Source organism: Salmonella sp. SAL00672 (genome assembly GCF_046552175.1).
Classification (GTDB): domain Bacteria; phylum Pseudomonadota; class Gammaproteobacteria; order Enterobacterales; family Enterobacteriaceae; genus Salmonella; species Salmonella enterica.
Genome location: NZ_JBGDUQ010000001.1, coordinates 170256 through 186945, shown reverse-complemented (window position 1 = coordinate 186945; position 16690 = coordinate 170256). Strand labels below are relative to the sequence as shown.

Genomic DNA, 16690 nt, shown 5'->3' with positions numbered 1-16690 from the left:
CTTTATTCCTCCAGTTGTTGAAGACTGCGGCTGCGAATCTCTTGTTGCAGCTTCTCAATCACGTCATTTACGTCCAGACTGCCCAGGTCTTTACCGCGGCGGGTGCGAACGGCAACTTTGCCTGCTTCCACCTCTTTATCACCACAGACCAACATATAAGGGACACGACGTAAAGTGTGCTCGCGGATTTTAAAGCCAATCTTCTCATTTCTCAAGTCTGCTTTTACACGAATGCCCGCATTTTGTAGTTTCTGCGTCAATTCGTTAACGTATTCAGACTGCGAATCGGTAATATTCATCACGACTACCTGAACAGGCGCGAGCCATGTCGGGAAGAAACCAGCGAACTCTTCGGTCAGGATACCGATGAAGCGCTCCATCGACCCAAGAATCGCACGGTGAATCATTACCGGCACCTTACGCTCGTTGTCTTCGCCTACATAGGAGGCGCTCAGACGAGACGGTAAGGAGAAGTCCAGCTGTACTGTACCGCACTGCCATGCACGATCGAGGCAGTCATATAAGGTAAATTCAATTTTCGGACCGTAGAATGCGCCTTCACCCAGTTGATACTCAAACGGGATATTATTTTCTTCCAGCGCAACCGCCAGATCCGCCTCAGCACGATCCCACATCTCATCGCTGCCGATACGCTTGTCAGGACGAGTGGAAAGCTTGACGACGATCTTCTCGAAGCCAAAGGTGCTGTACATATCGTAGACCATACGAATACAAGCGTTAACTTCATCGCGGATCTGCTCTTCGGTGCAGAAGATATGCGCATCATCCTGCGTAAAGCCGCGTACGCGCATCAGACCATGCAGCGCGCCTGATGGCTCGTTACGGTGGCAGCTACCGAATTCCGCCATACGCAGCGGCAAATCACGATAGGATTTCAGACCCTGGTTAAAGATCTGAACGTGGCCCGGGCAGTTCATCGGCTTGATGCAATATTCGCGGTTTTCTGAGGATGTGGTGAACATCGCATCTTTATAGTTGTCCCAGTGCCCGGTTTTTTCCCACAGCACACGGTCCATCATGAACGGGCCTTTAACTTCTTGATACTGGTACTCTTTGAGTTTAGAACGAACAAAGACCTCCAGCTCGCGGAAGATAGTCCAGCCGTCGTTATGCCAGAACACCATGCCCGGCGCTTCTTCCTGCATATGATACAGGTCGAGCTGCTTACCAATTTTACGGTGGTCGCGTTTTGCGGCCTCTTCCAGGCGCTGCAGATAAGCGTTCAGGGCTTTTTTATCTGCCCATGCCGTACCGTAAATACGCTGCAACATCTTATTATTGCTGTCACCGCGCCAGTATGCGCCGGCAGTTTTCATCAGTTTAAAGTGATGGCAGAAACGCATATTCGGCACGTGCGGACCACGACACATGTCGACATATTCTTCATGATGGTACAAGCCTGGCTTGTCATCATGAGCAATGTTTTCATCAAGAATGGAAACTTTGTAGCTTTCACCACGCTTCACGAAGGTTTCACGCGCTTCGTGCCAGCTGACTTTCTTCTTGATAACGTCGTAATTTTTCTCGGCGAGCTCATGCATCCGCTTTTCGAGCGCTTCGACATCTTCCTGAGTTAGCGTGCGGTCAAGATCAACGTCATAGTAAAAACCGTTGTCGACAACCGGGCCGATCGCCATTTTCGTGTGCGGCCAAAGTTGCTTGATAGCGTGACCTAACAGATGCGCGCAAGAGTGACGAATGATCTCCAGACCCTCTTCATCTTTTGCGGTGATGATGGAAAGCGTCGCATCATTTTCAATCAGATCGGAAGCATCAACCAGCTCGCCATTCACACGGCCCGCAATGGTGGCTTTCGCCAGGCCAGGACCAATGTCCAGAGCAACATCCATCGGGCTTACAGGGTGGTCATAATGGCGTTGGCTGCCATCAGGAAGAGTAATAACAGGCATGTAATATCCTTATTTGCAGTGGTGACCCATACGCAAGATCACATACAAAGAGAAAATGAATTTATTGACAGTGAGTTGTGTATCCATCTAGCCAACCATTGCTAAATTGGCGCACAACCTTCGACACAGACGAAAATCGCTATTTTCGTCCGGCATGACGATGGTAACACTAAAAAAAGGGAGATTGCATCACTCTGTAGCAAATCAAGACCCTTGACAGGGTTTCTCCATTATCTTTCTACGCGCCGTATAGCGCTTCTCATCGACAACCTAACTTCTGCGCCAAACTCCCCTTTGTTGTTTTCACCTCGCTGGCTACCGCTTCAGGCAAGGCAGACCACAGCGTCAGCACTGGCTTCGTTTTATGTTCGATAGCCTCCACGGTAACCTGATAGTCGCAAAAATTCGCCGAACGGGGCGTATTCTGATCCATAATAAACGCAGCGTAATTTCCTTCACTTTTTGACGGCGCCGTTCCGGTGAATAAAACCTTCCAGTACCCGCTGGGAATTTCTACCGTCGCATCTTCTGGCAATGTGGCGATATGCCGCTCAAAAAGGGGGCCGGTCACTACGTGCACTACAGATACATCAGCCTGTTTAGCAAGTTCGCGCACCCGGTTTTCCAGTGCAGCCCATGCTCCCTGATTCAGGGCGGATTTCTGCGGAGTAATATTTGATAAATAATTTAACGACGGCCAGTCAGATACGCCGCCCAATCCTGCCAACGGGGCCTGGTGTCCCCTGTCGACTTTTAATAGCGTATGGGCATTTTTATAGGCCGAAGGGGCCAACGTATCCGAGGGCGGTAAATCGGGGTCCTGCGCCCAGTTCCGCGGGCGACCGCTTGCCTGGCTGGTCTTTGTCACGCTATAGGCAACCCAGTTGGCAAATTTCGTGGCGCTATTATTATTGAGCGTATAGACATGGCGATAGATTGTTTGTTGACTTCCTCCTTGAGGACAGCCAACGCTACAGTTATCAGGTTGCTGAACGAGTACGTTACGATGGGGTAACTCGGGTGCCGATGTTGTATCCTGGGGAGGATACGATGTAGTACATGCGCTTAATAATACTACGGGCAGTAATTTTAGCAGATTAATGGTTTTATTCATTTTTTCTTTCTTAATAATAACTGCCCTAATAATTCAGGTAGCAATAATTTGGTTATATTACCCTGCCAGCCGTTAGATGCGCTCATCATTAAAGACAACATTATCACGGTAAAAATTAATAACAGATAAACATCGAAGCCATCATAGAAAATGAGCTCAAAAGAATACAACGTGATATTCATATTGATACCAAAAAACATCGTATTATATGCATAATCGTGAAGCCAATAATTTCTCGCACTCAGATAGCGAATGAAAAATGGATATTCAATAATATCTGGCGCATGTTTTTTAACACCATTTTTCAACATTAAGGCAACGTATCCTCTCAATGACTCGCTGCTGGCAGGAGTTTAGTTATATTTAAAGGTTTAATAGGCACTGCGCATCATGCTGCTGTGCTTATTACTTTGTAAAAATAAGAGTATTCACTTTCATATTCAGGGGTAAAAAGTGAACAAATACAGCTATTGCGCAACGATGATTGCCGCCATACTCAGTACGACCACAATGGCCAATGCCAGTAGCCTTGCTATTTCAGTGGCGAATGATGATGCAGGTATATTTCAACCATCCTTAAATGCCCTTTATGGGCACCCGGCTGCAGACCGGGGTGATTATACTGCCGGGCTCTTTTTAGGCTACAGCCACGATCTCACTGACGCCAGTCAACTCTCTTTTCATATCGCGCAAGATATTTATTCTCCATCAGGCGCCAATAAGAGAAAGCCTGAAGCCGTCAAAGGCGACCGCGCGTTCAGCGCCTTTCTTCATACCGGACTGGAGTGGAATTCATTAGCCACCAATTGGTTACGTTATCGTTTAGGTACCGATATTGGCGTTATTGGTCCTGACGCAGGCGGTCAGGAGGTTCAGAATCGGGCGCATCGAATAATAGGCGCAGAAAAATACCCTGCCTGGCAGGATCAAATTGAAAACCGTTATGGTTATACGGCAAAAGGAATGGTCTCCCTTACGCCAGCTATTGATATTCTGGGCGTCAATGTGGGCTTCTATCCAGAAGTCTCTGCTGTCGGCGGCAATCTCTTCCAGTATTTGGGGTACGGCGCAACCGTTGCGCTGGGAAATGATAAGACCTTCAACTCTGATAATGGGTTTGGGTTACTGTCCCGCCGAGGGTTAATACACACTCAAAAAGAGGGATTGATCTATAAAGTATTTGCTGGCGTTGAGCGCAGGGAAGTTGATAAAAACTACACGTTACAGGGGAAAACGCTGCAAACAAAAATGGAAACGGTGGATATTAATAAAACCGTGGATGAATATCGCGTCGGTGCGACTATCGGCTATTCTCCCGTCGCATTTTCTCTTTCTTTAAACAAAGTCACGTCGGAATTTCGCACCGGAGACGACTATTCTTATATCAACGGCGACATCACCTTCTTCTTCTGAGGCGTCACCACGGAATAACCGGGTTACGTAACGTAACCCGGTACAATATTACATCTTATAGCCCAGCGTTACCGTAGTGCGACGATCGGTATGTTCAGGCGCAGATTCAGGCGGCTGCGAGTTCCACGTTAAATTATACCCTACCTTTAGACCAAAATGTTCGTTAATGGCGACATTGAGGGCTGTTTCCGAATTTAGTGTGGTGTCTTCTGCGCCAAATACTGACACCCCCTGTGTAAACTTAGCATTGTCGGTTAACTGCCAGGCATAGCTGCCGGAAGCATAACCCAACGGCTGCGTTTCAGTGGTATCGTCCGTATGTTCGTCATAGCGAACCCCAGGACCGAATTCAAAACGGAAGCTGTGCACTGGACCATTAAGGAACTGCCGCCCGTAACCGGCGGTCAGTACGTCGCGCTGACGATAACCGTTGAAACGGTCTGTCAGCCAACTGGCCTGGCCAAAGGTATAATCATAATCCGTCATATTAAAACGGTTACGCGCGCCTACCGCATATTTTTCTGAAGAGCGTTCATCATTAGAGGAGGTATTGCTGGCATTGCCCCATAATGACCAGGCGGTACGTTGTCCATACCAGGTCATCGCCGTGTCAGCCGTTAAGGAAGAACTTTTAGTATTGCCTGACTGAGCAAGGTAGCCCGCATTCAGATTACCTTCAAAAGGTTTTTTCGCGGTGGAGGGATCATCCATGACAGTAAAAACGGAATCATCGGCGGCGGCATACAGAGACGCGAACACGCCACCCGCCAGCATAACTACAGCGGGTACTGCCTTCAAAAGCTTCATTTATATAGAGTCCGTACAACTAAAAAAGAGACCACGACGGTCCCGGAAACTTTCATAGGGATCAATGACAAACGCCCCTGGAAAGGTAGCGAATTATAAGAAGCCCCGAATAACATAGCAATCAATTACTATTTCATTTTTTGAATAAGAACCCTCCCGAAGCATTCATTTATTTATATAACTTTACATCGTACTTCTTTAAATAAAGATCCGGAAAATCATATTGTTAATTCCTTCACTTTCCGGAGATTAAGTGCCAGACTGAAATCAGCCTAACAGGAGGTAACGATGGTACGTATCTATACGTTGACGCTTGCGCCCTCTCTCGATAGCGCAACAATCACGCCGCAAATTTATCCCGAAGGTAAACTGCGGTGCTCCGCGCCGGTATTCGAACCCGGCGGCGGGGGTATTAATGTCGCTCGCGCCATTGCGCATCTTGGCGGCACCGCGACCGCCATTTTCCCGGCTGGCGGCGCTACCGGCGAACATCTGGTCGCACTACTGGCTGATGAAAATGTCCCCGTGTCTACCGTCGATGCGAAGGACTGGACGCGTCAGAACCTGCACGTCCACGTCGAGTCCAGCGGCGAACAGTATCGTTTTGTTATGCCCGGCGCCACGCTGGACGATGACGAATTTCGCCAGCTTGAAGAACAGGTACTGGAAATTGAATCCGGGGCAATTCTGGTTATCAGCGGCAGCCTTCCGCCCGGCGTTAAGGTCGAGAAACTCACGCAACTGATTTCCGCCGCGCAGAAGCAAGGCATTCGCTGCATTATTGATAGCTCTGGCGAGGCGCTCACCGCCGCGCTGGCGCTTGGCGATATCGAACTGGTAAAACCTAACCTGAAAGAATTGAGCGCGTTGGTCAATCGCGATCTGACGCAGCCTGATGATGTGCGTAAAGCGGCCCAGGAATTAGTGCAAAGCGGCAAAGCTCGCCGGGTAGTGGTCTCTCTGGGGCCGCAAGGGGCGCTGGGCATAGACAGTGAGAATTGCATCCAGGTTGTTCCTCCCCCGGTGAAAAGTCAAAGTACTGTCGGCGCAGGCGACAGTATGGTAGGCGCGATGACGTTAAAACTGGCGCAAGACGCGTCGCTGGAAGAGATGGTGCGCTTCGGTGTGGCGGCAGGCAGCGCCGCTACGCTCAATCAAGGTACGCGTCTGTGTTCCCGTGACGATACCCAAAAAATATACGCCTATCTTTCCGCGCAATAATCGTATCCCCCCGGCGAGGGGGATACCGGAAAATCGGTTAACGGGCGGCGCATCCGCCGCTGTTAAAAACACAGTTGCTCCCAACGAGGTGAACGATGGCCAGTGGCGATATTACCCGTTATGTTATTACCGTAACCTTCCATGAAGATTCCCTGACCGAGATTAACGAACTCAATAACCATCTGACGCGTAGCGGTTTTTTGCTGACATTAACGGACGATGAAGGGAATGTGCATGAGCTCGGCACCAATACGTTTGGCTTTGTTAGCGCTCAGAGCGCTGATGAAATCAAAGCGCTTGTCGCCGGACTTGCGAAAAGCGCGTTAGATAAGGATGTCGACATTACCGTGGCGACCTGGGAGGCGTGGAGTAAAAACGCACAATAAGTGCCATTCCCGCCGCGGCGCGTCCGCGATGTGCGTTAGTTCGTATTTTTTAACCGCATTTTTGCGCTAACCTTATGATCTGGCAGACAACGTGGGGAGAGACATTATGTGGCAAGCTATCAGTCGTCTTTTAAGCGAGCAAGTCGGTGAAGGCGAAATCGAACTGCGTAATGAACTGCCAGGCGGAGAAGTTCATGCCGCATGGCATTTACGTTATGCAGGCCATGATTTTTTCGTGAAGTGCGATGAACGAGAAATGCTTCGCGGTTTTACCGCAGAAGCCGATCAGCTGGAGCTGCTCTCCCGCAGTAAAACCGTTGTTGTGCCTAAGGTATGGGCGGTAGGTTCGGATCGGGATTACAGCTTTTTAGTCATGGACTACCTCTCGCCCCGCCCGCTGGATGCCCATAATGCGTTTATTCTTGGGCAACAGCTGGCGCGCCTGCACCAATGGAGCGACCAACCTCAATTCGGCCTCGATTTTGACAACGCGCTCTCTACCACGCCGCAGCCGAATACCTGGCAACGCCGTTGGTCGACTTTTTTCGCCGAACAGCGCATTGGCTGGCAACTTGAACTCGCCGCGGAAAAAGGCATTACCTTTGGTAATATTGACGCCATTGTTGAACATGTTCAGCAACGTCTGGCGTCGCATCAACCGCAGCCTTCTCTTTTGCATGGCGATCTATGGTCGGCGAACTGCGCGCTTGGCCCTGACGGCCCCTATATCTTCGATCCAGCCTGCTATTGGGGCGACAGAGAATGCGATCTGGCGATGCTACCGCTGCATACCGATCAGCCACCGCAGATTTATGATGGCTATCAGTCCGTTTCGCCGCTACCGCTGGATTTTCTCGACAGGCAGCCGATTTACCAGCTCTACACTCTGCTTAATCGGGCAAGGCTGTTTGGCGGTCAGCACCTGGCCACTGCGCAAAAAGCGATGGATCGGCTGCTTGCGGTATAGGTACAGCCCATGCCGGATACGCGCTATCCGGCATTTTTCAGTTTACATGAAACCTAACAAGGAAAAGAAAAAGTAGCCGAGCACGATAATAATGACCGGCAAAACATAGAGCGGGAAAAACTGTAAAAAGATGGTATGGTGCGGCACCACGATACGTGACTCTATCTGCTCACGCGTTAGTCCTTCCGCGCCTTTTGCTTTTTCCAGGATCAACTGATCTTCCACGCCTTCACGTAAAAAACGTGACTGGCGGCTCATTCTGGCGCCGGAATCCTGCATCGCCAGCCCGACAAAAATCAGAATAAAAATGAGCCAGAAACCGATATTCAGGCTTCCCTGAAAATTCGGCGTCGGCGAGTTGTACCAAAAAACATTCAGAAACGGCGTATTCACGCGCATCATGTCTATCATTACGTGGGTAAAATCCAGCATTACCGCATTTATCCCCTCCTGCTTTTCACTGTGCGCATACATAAATTTAAGGACTGAGATGAGCGTGGAAAGCAGTGCCGGAATAAAAATAACCCACCCAACAACTCTTTTTAGGATTGCAATGCGTCCAGCTTGTTGATACGTCATGAGTTCCCCTTGATAAAGACGCGTCGTTTTGGCCTAAGTCTACCTGTTGATTCCCGTTTTCGCCTGATCTTTAAGGGCGATATACTAAGAACATGGTCATAATGAACGCTTAATTCGTTATTTTTTAATCTCAACAGGAGAGGTTGTGATGTCAACCCCACGTCAAATTCTTGCTGCAATTTTCGATATGGATGGACTACTGATCGATTCCGAACCGCTCTGGGATCGCGCTGAACTGGACGTGATGGCAAGTTTAGGCGTAGATATTACTCGGCGCCATGAGCTGCCAGACACGCTTGGGCTACGCATTGATATGGTTGTCGATCTCTGGTTTGCGCAGCAACCGTGGAGCGGCCCCGATCGCCAGGAAGTGACAAACCGTGTTATTGCCCGCGCGATTACGCTTATCGAAGAGACGCGCCCTCTTTTGCCGGGTGTGCGCGAAGCTGTGGCGCTGTGTAAAGCGCAGGGGCTATTAGTGGGGCTTGCCTCGGCATCGCCGCTGCATATGCTGGAAAAAGTGCTCACCATGTTCGAACTGCGCGACAGTTTTGACGCGCTGGCTTCTGCAGAAAAATTGCCCTACAGCAAACCGCACCCGCAGGTCTATCTGGATTGTGCGGCCAAATTAGGTGTTGATCCATTAACCTGCGTGGCGCTGGAGGATTCGGTGAATGGTCTAATCGCGGCAAAGGCGGCGCGAATGCGCGCCATTGTGGTGCCAGCAGAAGAAAACCAGCATGATCCGCGCTTTGCGCTGGCGAATGTCAAACTTAACTCACTGACAGAGCTGACGGCGGCGCATCTACTCGGTTAAGATGTTTCCGAAACAAAGTCAACGGGCAATTAGCCGCTGAGCCAGACGGCAAGCGGCTTTGACAGAGACAAAGAGTTACAACGTCACCACTTCCGCCTACTGTATAAAAACCCTATACTGTATGAATTGACAGTTTAATGGGTTTTATCATGACGGCGGAAGGACATCTTCTTTTTTCTATAGCCAGCGCGGTTTTCGCCAAGAATGCCGAGTTAACGCCCGTCCTTGCGCACGGCGACTGGTGGCATATTATTCCTTCGGCTATTTTGACCTGTCTGCTGCCGGATATCGATCACCCCAAATCTTTTCTTGGTCAGCGCCTGAAATGGGTATCGAAACCGATCGCCCGCGCATTCGGTCACCGGGGGTTTACCCATAGTCTGCTGGCGGTCTTTGCCCTACTGGCGACCTTTTATCTCAAGGTTCCGGATACGTGGATTATCCCGGCGGATGCGCTGCAAGGCATGGTACTCGGCTATTTAAGCCATATCGTCGCGGATATGCTTACCCCCGCAGGCGTTCCCTTACTGTGGCCGTGTCGCTGGCGTTTCCGCCTGCCTATTCTGGCGCCGCGCAAGGGCAATCAACTGGAGCGATTTTTATGTATGGCGTTGTTTGCCTGGGCGGTGTGGATGCCGCAATCCATGCCGGAAAACAACGTCATACGCTGGTCTTCGCAGATGATCACTATCCTGCAAATGCAGTTCAATCGTTTTATAAATCACCAGATTGATTAGTAAATCAACGCCAAAGTCATTTTAGGTATAAACCATTCCATTTGAATATAAGAGCCAGCTCACAGTTCTGCTAATCTTGCGCGAACAGAATCGCTAAAACACAGCGCTTCATAATAAAAAAATCAGGAGAACGGGGATGAATTTTCCATTAATTGCGAACATTGCGGTGTTCGTCATTCTGCTGTTTGTACTGGCGCAGGCCCGTCATAAACAGTGGAGTCTGGCTAAAAAAGTGCTTGTCGGCCTTGTGATGGGCGTGGTCTTTGGTCTGGCCCTGCACACCATTTATGGCGCTGACAGTCAGGTGTTAAAAGACTCCATTCAGTGGTTCAATATTGTCGGCAACGGCTATGTGCAATTGCTACAAATGATTGTGATGCCGCTGGTATTCGCCTCTATTTTAAGCGCCGTGGCACGACTGCATAACGCCTCTCAATTGGGGAAAATCAGTTTTCTGACTATCGGCACGCTGCTGTTTACTACCCTTATCGCAGCGCTGGTGGGCGTGCTGGTCACCAATCTGTTCGGACTGACGGCGGAAGGTCTGGTTCAGGGCGGCGCGGAAACCGCGCGTCTGAATGCCATTGAGACGAGCTATGTCGGCAAAGTGGCCGATCTCAGCGTGCCGCAACTGGTGCTGTCTTTTGTACCGAAAAATCCGTTTGCGGATCTGACTGGCGCAAATCCTACGTCTATTATCAGCGTGGTGATTTTCGCCGCATTCCTGGGCGTGGCCGCGCTTAAACTGCTGAAAGATGATGCGCCAAAAGGCGAGCGTGTGCTTGTTGCTATCGATACCCTGCAAAGCTGGGTGATGAAGCTGGTGCGTCTGGTGATGCAACTTACGCCTTACGGCGTACTGGCGCTGATGACGAAAGTGGTTGCCGGCTCTAATTTGCAGGACATCATTAAGCTTGGAAGCTTCGTGGTAGCGTCATATCTTGGTCTGGCGATAATGTTTGTGGTTCACGGCATACTATTGGGCGTGAACGGGATTAGCCCGCTGAAATATTTCCGCAAGGTGTGGCCGGTGCTGACATTTGCCTTTACCAGCCGCTCCAGCGCCGCCTCCATTCCACTTAATGTCGAAGCGCAAACCCGCCGCCTGGGCGTGCCGGAGTCCATCGCCAGCTTTGCTGCCTCTTTTGGCGCGACCATCGGCCAAAACGGTTGTGCCGGTCTTTATCCTGCGATGTTGGCGGTAATGGTTGCGCCGACGGTCGGCATCAACCCCTTAGACCCCGTATGGATAGCCACGCTGGTGGGTATCGTTACTGTAAGTTCGGCGGGTGTTGCCGGCGTTGGCGGCGGCGCGACCTTCGCCGCGCTGATTGTGCTGCCTGCCATGGGCTTACCGGTCACGCTGGTCGCGCTGCTAATCTCCGTAGAACCGTTGATTGATATGGGCCGTACCGCACTGAATGTGAGCGGCTCAATGACCGCGGGTACGCTGACCAGCCAGTGGCTGAAGCAGACCGATAAAAACATTCTCGATAGCGAAGAAGACGCTGAACTGGCGCATCGATAATACATTATCGGGAGTTCACATCGTCTGAGACACGACGATCAGCAACTCAAAACGTCTGTCACTAAAAACGCCGGTCTCCAGTACCGGCGTTTTGTTTTTTTCTTAGTCAGCGATTTCGTTTTCCTGGCGAACCTGATTCGCCCAACGTTGCGCCGATTCTGGCACGCTAAAGGCGGGCGACCGTTGAAATGACTCCCCCGTCAGAACAAAGGCAACATATTTACCGCGCAGTATCCAGACGTCGCGAAACGTATCCATTTTTATCGCATGTTCCGGCGGCGCGGGTTCAACACGCGGAATATAGCTAATAATCTGGCGATTTTGCTGGCGAAGAGGTTTCATCATTAATGCTTCACTAAAAGAGGCTAAGAGCCTATCCCATTAGGGCTATTTTACTTGCCATTTTGGTCCTGGGCAGTGCTCAAAATCCTCACGTACTACGTGTACGCTCCGGTTTTTGCGCGCTGTCCGTGTCCAAACTGGCTGCGCCAATAACGCCTACTGGGATAGGCTCTAAGGCTAAAAATCAGAAAAACACTATTTTAGCCGATCTTCGCCCCCGACGTCCTGTTCCGCGCGTGCGATTTCCCTGTTATACCCTGTCTGCTGTTCCGCTCTCCCCCGGCATAATTGCTGAAATGTTCTATAGTTAGAGTGATTTTGACTACTACCACGCCCATTTCAGTGATGAAAGCAGGAGACGAGTTCAATGTCGCATAATGAAAAATCCCCCCATCAGTCCCCCGTGCATGATACCCGTGAATCACAGCCCGGCCTGGACTCCCTGGCACCGTCAGACGGTTCACATCGCCCCACGCCAGAACCGACGCCGCCGGGCGCGCAACCAACGGCCCCCGGCAGCTTAAAAGCGCCCGAGACCGCGAATGATAAGCTCACCGCCCTCGACGCCTTTCGTAAAGGCAGCGAAAATTATGCGCTGACCACCAATCAGGGCGTGCGCGTCGCCGACGATCAAAATTCTCTTCGCGCCGGCAGCCGCGGCCCTACGCTGTTGGAAGATTTTATCCTGCGCGAGAAAATTACCCACTTTGACCATGAGCGCATCCCGGAGAGGATCGTTCACGCCCGCGGATCTGCAGCGCACGGCTATTTCCAGCCATATAAAGACCTGAGCGACATCACGAAAGCCGCGTTTCTGTGCGATCCACAGAAAATTACCCCGGTCTTTGTTCGCTTTTCGACAGTACAGGGCGGCGCGGGGTCTGCTGATACCGTACGTGATATCCGCGGTTTTGCGACCAAATTTTATACCGAAGAGGGAATTTTCGATCTCGTCGGTAATAACACGCCGATCTTTTTTATCCAGGATGCGCATAAGTTTCCGGATTTTGTGCACGCCGTTAAGCCCGAACCACATTGGGCTATTCCGCAAGGGCAGAGCGCGCACGACACCTTCTGGGACTATGTTTCCTTACAGCCTGAGACGCTGCACAACGTCATGTGGGCAATGTCGGATCGCGGTATTCCACGCAGTTATCGGACGATGGAAGGGTTCGGCATTCACACCTTCCGTCTGATCAATGCACAAGGGAAAGCGACCTTTGTCCGTTTCCACTGGAAACCGTTGGCAGGTAAAGCCTCGCTGGTATGGGATGAGTCACAAAAACTGACCGGTCGCGATCCGGATTTTCACCGCCGGGATCTGTGGGAGGCCATCGAAGCGGGCGATTTCCCGGAATACGAGCTGGGCCTACAACTCATTGCCGAAGAGGATGAATTTAAATTCGATTTTGATCTGCTCGATCCGACCAAACTGATTCCGGAAGAGTTGGTGCCAGTACAACGCGTCGGCAAAATGGTGTTAAACCGTAATCCGGATAACTTTTTCGCTGAAAACGAACAGGCGGCATTTCATCCAGGACATATTGTTCCCGGCATTGATTTTACCAACGATCCGCTGTTACAGGGGCGTCTGTTCTCTTATACCGACACGCAAATCAGTCGTCTGGGCGGGCCAAACTTCCACGAAATTCCGATTAACCGCCCTACCTGCCCCTACCATAACTTCCAGCGTGACGGTATGCACCGGATGGATATCGACACCAATCCGGCGAACTATGAACCAAACTCCATTAATGACAACTGGCCACGCGAAACGCCGCCAGCGCCAAAACGCGGCGGCTTCGAATCATACCAGGAACGCGTGGATGGCAATAAAATCCGCGAACGCAGCCCCTCTTTCGGTGAATATTACTCGCATCCTCGCCTGTTCTGGCTCAGTCAGACGCCGATAGAACAGCAGCATATTATTGACGCGTTCAGCTTTGAACTGGGTAAAGTCGCCCGCGCGTATATTCGGGAGCGGGTGGTCGATCAGTTAGCGCATATTGATGTCACGCTGGCTCAGGGCGTCGCGCATAATCTCGGTTTTGCACTCACCCATGAGCAAACGCAAATTGCCCCGCCTCCTGATGTCAACGGTCTGAAAAAAGATCCGGCGCTCAGCCTGTATGCGGTGCCGGACGGCGATGTTAAAGGCCGAGTGGTCGCTATTCTGCTGAACGACAAGGTTAACGCCGCCGAACTGTTGACCATTTTGCAGGCTTTAAAAGCCAAAGGCGTCCACGCAAAACTGCTCTATTCACGGATGGGTGAAGTAACGGCTGATGATGGTTCAACATTAACGATTGCGGCAACCTTTGCCGGCGCGCCGTCGCTAACGGTCGATGCGGTAATAGTACCGTGCGGCAATATTGCCGATATCGAGAGTTGCGGCGATGCCCGTTACTACCTTCTGGAAGCCTACAAACATCTGAAGCCCATCGCACTGGCAGGCGACGCCCGACGGTTTAAGGCGCTTTTAAACATTGATAGCCAGGGGGAAGAAGGACTTGTTGAGGCAGATAACGTTGACCACCACTTTATGGACACTCTGCTGACGCTGATGGCGGCACACCGTGTCTGGTCGCGTGCGGGGAAAATTAACGCGATTCCTGCATAAACGGCAAAAAATGCGGCGCATTCTTGCGCCGCAAACTCAGGAGCTAAATATCAAGAAAACTGCCAGGACGATATCCACGTTCCGCAATCGCTGCCTTGAGTGACGCAGACGTCAACACCTCCAGTTCAGTTAAGCGGGGGTAACAATAGGCGCTCTGGCGAATAATGTTGTCCACAAACGCCGGATGACACATCACCTCCAGAGAGGCTTCTCCTCGATGCGCCGAGGCATCCAGAATGCGTAAAAAGCACGTTTCGGTGATCTCCTCGCCGTAAAATTCACTACTAAATCCTTGAGTGCTGCGCAAATCCGATGGCAGATCGTCTGCGTTCAACACCGTCTGGCGGTCAATACGTAACGCAATCCCGCGCTGCGCCGCAAAGCGGGCGACGATGGGGAAAATTTGCGGGAACATATGCACATGATGGTGACTGTCGAGATGCGTTGGCTCGCGGCCAAATACGTCGATGAAACGCTGATACTGACACGCCAGTTCATGCGCAATTTCATCCAGCGGAAGCGTATCCTCCTCCGCCATTTGCCAGATCCATTTCCCCAACAGGCCGTCTCGCGTCAGGCCCGGCATCTCTGACACCGGTTTGCCTAACGTCAAAACAAAATGCATTCCCACCCCAAGCGCAGGCAGCTCGCGGCTAAGCTGCGCCGCATGGTCAATAGCCTCGCCATTGACCAGCGCCGTCGTGGAGGTCACAACGCCGTTGCGATATGCTTCAACAATGCCGTAATTTTGCCCTTTACTCAGGCCAAAATCATCGGCATTCACAATCAACACGCGTTCCATAGCCTACCTCTGTCAGTGGTGCTTACCTTTAAGCGCTTCGATGCAAGCGGCAAAATTAGGCAGCCATTTTTCATGCGCCAGGATGAGCTCACGCGCCAGGACTTCTGCGTCGCGGTCGGAATGCACCAGCGGACTCAGGTTAAGCGCCAGCAGCACATCATTAAAGTTTCCGCTCAGCGCCGCATTGCTGGCCGCGACCTCAAATCCTTTAATAGTGTGGATAAGCCCCAGCACTTTTTCGTCAAAACGGGTGATACGCGGGTGCGGCGTCGCGCCATTGCGTCCCAGAATGCAGGTCATTTCCACCGCCCAGTCCGCCGGGATATTCTCGACATGCCCATGATGTGGAATATTAACGTAATGCTCAGTCTGCTTGTCATTATAAATAGCGTTAATGACTTCACAAGCGGCATCGGAATAATAAGCGCCGCCGCGTTGCTCAAGCTCTTTCGGCTTCACGTTTAGCTCAGGATTTTTGTACAAGTCGAAGAGTTGTTTCTCCACTTTTTGTACGACCTGAGCGCGCGCGCCGCCTTTGTAATATTCGCCCATTTCAATCGCCAACATCTCTTTTTGCTTGAAGTAATACAACAAATAAGAGCACGGCAGCATGTTCAGCGAGCGAATCAATCCTTCACTAAACGGCAGATCAAAGATATTTTTTACGGTTGACGCTTTCAACTGACCGGACGCCACGCCATCCAGTAATTCTGCGAACCGTGAGGTACCATTCACCAGCACGTCTTTAATAAAGACCATATGGTTTAGACCAAACAGGTCAATGGAGAGATCGTCATTCTCATTCAGCGCCAGCACGTCATGAATAAACATTTTCATGCCGACAGGAATATTACATACGCCGATGAATTTTTTAAAGTTGGTATGACGATAAACCGCTTCCGTCACCATCCCCGCCGGATTAGTAAAGTTAATGACCCACGCATTCGGACATAATTCTTCAACATCCTTAATGATGTCAAAAATAACCGGAATGGTACGCAACCCTTTAAATAAACCGCCAGCGCCGTTGGTTTCTTGCCCCAGATAGCCGTGGCTAAGCGGGATACGCTCGTCCAGTTCACGGGCTTTGAGTTGACCAACGCGTAGCTGGGTAGTGACAAAATTAGCGTCTTTCAGCGCTTCCCGGCGATCCAGCGTTTTATACAATTTTAGCGGAACGCCTGCTTTATCAATCATTCGCTGGCAGAGATCATAAATAATGCCCAGCTTCTCTTTCCCGTCTTCAACGTCAACCAGCCATAATTCGGTGACAGGTAATTCATGGTAGCGTTTAATAAAGCCTTCAAGTAATTCAGGGGTGTAGCTGCTCCCGCCACCAATAGTGACGACTTTTAATTTCTGGCTCATAATATCTCCCTTCAGTGTATAACACTGATATGTATTACGCTATGCCCGCTCGTAAGAA

Annotated in this window: 16 protein-coding genes; 8 read left to right on the top strand and 8 right to left on the bottom strand. The window is 50.8% G+C overall.

Annotated features, from left to right (window positions below):
* Nucleotides 1-2: 2 nt before the first annotated feature.
* From thrS to ACLJTG_RS00985, 3 genes are all read right to left on the bottom strand, one after another.
* A complete protein-coding gene (gene thrS, locus ACLJTG_RS00995; RefSeq protein ID WP_001144226.1) occupies nucleotides 3-1931 on the bottom strand; it encodes a threonine--tRNA ligase in 1929 nt (642 codons plus the stop codon).
* 259 nt (nucleotides 1932-2190) lie between these two features.
* Nucleotides 2191-3045, bottom strand: a complete 855-nt coding sequence (locus ACLJTG_RS00990; protein WP_001044093.1) for a DNA/RNA non-specific endonuclease — start codon at nucleotides 3043-3045, stop codon at nucleotides 2191-2193.
* Nucleotides 3042-3356, bottom strand: coding sequence for a hypothetical protein (locus tag ACLJTG_RS00985; RefSeq protein ID WP_058805542.1), 315 nt, complete (start codon nucleotides 3354-3356; stop codon nucleotides 3042-3044). Before ACLJTG_RS00985 ends, ACLJTG_RS00990 begins: the two co-directional genes overlap by 4 nt.
* A 142-nt stretch (nucleotides 3357-3498) precedes the next feature.
* Here ACLJTG_RS00985 and ACLJTG_RS00980 point away from each other — a divergent pair, with 142 nt between their 5' ends.
* Nucleotides 3499-4458, top strand: a complete 960-nt coding sequence (locus ACLJTG_RS00980; RefSeq protein ID WP_001046438.1) for a lipid A deacylase LpxR family protein — start codon at nucleotides 3499-3501, stop codon at nucleotides 4456-4458.
* A 48-nt stretch (nucleotides 4459-4506) separates the two neighbouring features.
* Here the strand turns inward: ACLJTG_RS00980 and ACLJTG_RS00975 are convergent, their stop codons facing one another.
* Nucleotides 4507-5265 (bottom strand): YdiY family protein, encoded by a 759-nt coding sequence (locus ACLJTG_RS00975; RefSeq protein ID WP_000770981.1) that lies wholly within the window; start codon nucleotides 5263-5265, stop codon nucleotides 4507-4509.
* A 288-nt stretch (nucleotides 5266-5553) separates the two neighbouring features.
* On the opposite strand from ACLJTG_RS00975, the gene pfkB reads away from it, so the two are divergent.
* The 3 genes from pfkB (at nucleotide 5554) to ACLJTG_RS00960 (ending at nucleotide 7839) form a co-directional block, all read left to right on the top strand.
* The gene (pfkB, locus tag ACLJTG_RS00970; RefSeq protein ID WP_023218977.1) at nucleotides 5554-6486 is read left to right on the top strand and encodes a 6-phosphofructokinase II; all 933 of its coding nucleotides are present in this window, start codon (nucleotides 5554-5556) and stop codon (nucleotides 6484-6486) included.
* 95 nt (nucleotides 6487-6581) lie between these two features.
* Nucleotides 6582-6872: a type V toxin-antitoxin system endoribonuclease antitoxin GhoS gene (gene ghoS / locus ACLJTG_RS00965; protein ID WP_000146133.1), complete on the top strand. Its 291-nt coding sequence runs from the start codon at nucleotides 6582-6584 to the stop codon at nucleotides 6870-6872.
* Nucleotides 6873-6978: 106 nt separating this feature from the next.
* On the top strand, nucleotides 6979-7839 hold the full coding sequence (locus ACLJTG_RS00960; RefSeq protein ID WP_000267686.1) for a fructosamine kinase family protein: 861 nt from the start codon (nucleotides 6979-6981) through the stop codon (nucleotides 7837-7839).
* A 42-nt stretch (nucleotides 7840-7881) separates the two neighbouring features.
* On the opposite strand, the gene ACLJTG_RS00955 is transcribed toward ACLJTG_RS00960, so the two are convergent.
* A complete protein-coding gene (locus tag ACLJTG_RS00955; protein WP_023256451.1) occupies nucleotides 7882-8418 on the bottom strand; it encodes a YniB family protein in 537 nt (178 codons plus the stop codon).
* A 148-nt stretch (nucleotides 8419-8566) separates the two neighbouring features.
* Here ACLJTG_RS00955 and hxpB point away from each other — a divergent pair, with 148 nt between their 5' ends.
* The 3 genes from hxpB (at nucleotide 8567) to tcyP (ending at nucleotide 11500) form a co-directional block, all read left to right on the top strand.
* A complete protein-coding gene (hxpB, locus tag ACLJTG_RS00950; protein ID WP_000106854.1) occupies nucleotides 8567-9235 on the top strand; it encodes a hexitol phosphatase HxpB in 669 nt (222 codons plus the stop codon).
* Between the two features lie 137 nt (nucleotides 9236-9372).
* Nucleotides 9373-9972, top strand: a complete 600-nt coding sequence (locus ACLJTG_RS00945; RefSeq protein ID WP_000505804.1) for a metal-dependent hydrolase — start codon at nucleotides 9373-9375, stop codon at nucleotides 9970-9972.
* Nucleotides 9973-10108: 136 nt separating this feature from the next.
* Entirely contained in the window at nucleotides 10109-11500 is a 1392-nt protein-coding gene (gene tcyP / locus ACLJTG_RS00940; protein WP_079951482.1) for a cystine/sulfocysteine:cation symporter, read from the top strand.
* Nucleotides 11501-11602: 102 nt separating this feature from the next.
* Here tcyP and cedA read toward each other — a convergent pair whose 3' ends face one another.
* On the bottom strand, nucleotides 11603-11845 hold the full coding sequence (cedA, locus tag ACLJTG_RS00935; protein ID WP_000977510.1) for a cell division activator CedA: 243 nt from the start codon (nucleotides 11843-11845) through the stop codon (nucleotides 11603-11605).
* Nucleotides 11846-12209: 364 nt separating this feature from the next.
* On the opposite strand from cedA, the gene katE reads away from it, so the two are divergent.
* Nucleotides 12210-14462, top strand: a complete 2253-nt coding sequence (gene katE / locus ACLJTG_RS00930; protein ID WP_079951253.1) for a catalase HPII — start codon at nucleotides 12210-12212, stop codon at nucleotides 14460-14462.
* A 43-nt stretch (nucleotides 14463-14505) separates the two neighbouring features.
* Here katE and chbG read toward each other — a convergent pair whose 3' ends face one another.
* Together chbG and ACLJTG_RS00920 are read right to left on the bottom strand one after the other, a co-directional pair.
* Nucleotides 14506-15264, bottom strand: a complete 759-nt coding sequence (gene chbG / locus ACLJTG_RS00925) for a chitin disaccharide deacetylase (protein WP_000442736.1) — start codon at nucleotides 15262-15264, stop codon at nucleotides 14506-14508.
* Between the two features lie 12 nt (nucleotides 15265-15276).
* Nucleotides 15277-16632, bottom strand: a complete 1356-nt coding sequence (locus tag ACLJTG_RS00920; protein ID WP_000078778.1) for a 6-phospho-beta-glucosidase — start codon at nucleotides 16630-16632, stop codon at nucleotides 15277-15279.
* Between the last annotated feature and the right edge of the window lie 58 nt (nucleotides 16633-16690).

Coding starts and splice junctions, on each gene's coding strand:
- ACLJTG_RS00960 (WP_000267686.1), top strand. CDS start 6,979: ATGTGGCAAGCTATCAGTCGTCTTTTAAGCGAGCAAGTCGGTGAAGGC.
- thrS (WP_001144226.1), bottom strand. CDS start 1,931: ATGCCTGTTATTACTCTTCCTGATGGCAGCCAACGCCATTATGACCAC.
- pfkB (WP_023218977.1), top strand. CDS start 5,554: ATGGTACGTATCTATACGTTGACGCTTGCGCCCTCTCTCGATAGCGCA.
- hxpB (WP_000106854.1), top strand. CDS start 8,567: ATGTCAACCCCACGTCAAATTCTTGCTGCAATTTTCGATATGGATGGA.
- ACLJTG_RS00985 (WP_058805542.1), bottom strand. CDS start 3,356: ATGTTGAAAAATGGTGTTAAAAAACATGCGCCAGATATTATTGAATAT.
- cedA (WP_000977510.1), bottom strand. CDS start 11,845: ATGATGAAACCTCTTCGCCAGCAAAATCGCCAGATTATTAGCTATATT.
- ACLJTG_RS00990 (WP_001044093.1), bottom strand. CDS start 3,045: ATGAATAAAACCATTAATCTGCTAAAATTACTGCCCGTAGTATTATTA.
- ACLJTG_RS00920 (WP_000078778.1), bottom strand. CDS start 16,632: ATGAGCCAGAAATTAAAAGTCGTCACTATTGGTGGCGGGAGCAGCTAC.
- ACLJTG_RS00945 (WP_000505804.1), top strand. CDS start 9,373: ATGGGTTTTATCATGACGGCGGAAGGACATCTTCTTTTTTCTATAGCC.
- ACLJTG_RS00955 (WP_023256451.1), bottom strand. CDS start 8,418: ATGACGTATCAACAAGCTGGACGCATTGCAATCCTAAAAAGAGTTGTT.
- katE (WP_079951253.1), top strand. CDS start 12,210: ATGTCGCATAATGAAAAATCCCCCCATCAGTCCCCCGTGCATGATACC.
- tcyP (WP_079951482.1), top strand. CDS start 10,109: ATGAATTTTCCATTAATTGCGAACATTGCGGTGTTCGTCATTCTGCTG.
- ghoS (WP_000146133.1), top strand. CDS start 6,582: ATGGCCAGTGGCGATATTACCCGTTATGTTATTACCGTAACCTTCCAT.
- ACLJTG_RS00975 (WP_000770981.1), bottom strand. CDS start 5,265: ATGAAGCTTTTGAAGGCAGTACCCGCTGTAGTTATGCTGGCGGGTGGC.
- chbG (WP_000442736.1), bottom strand. CDS start 15,264: ATGGAACGCGTGTTGATTGTGAATGCCGATGATTTTGGCCTGAGTAAA.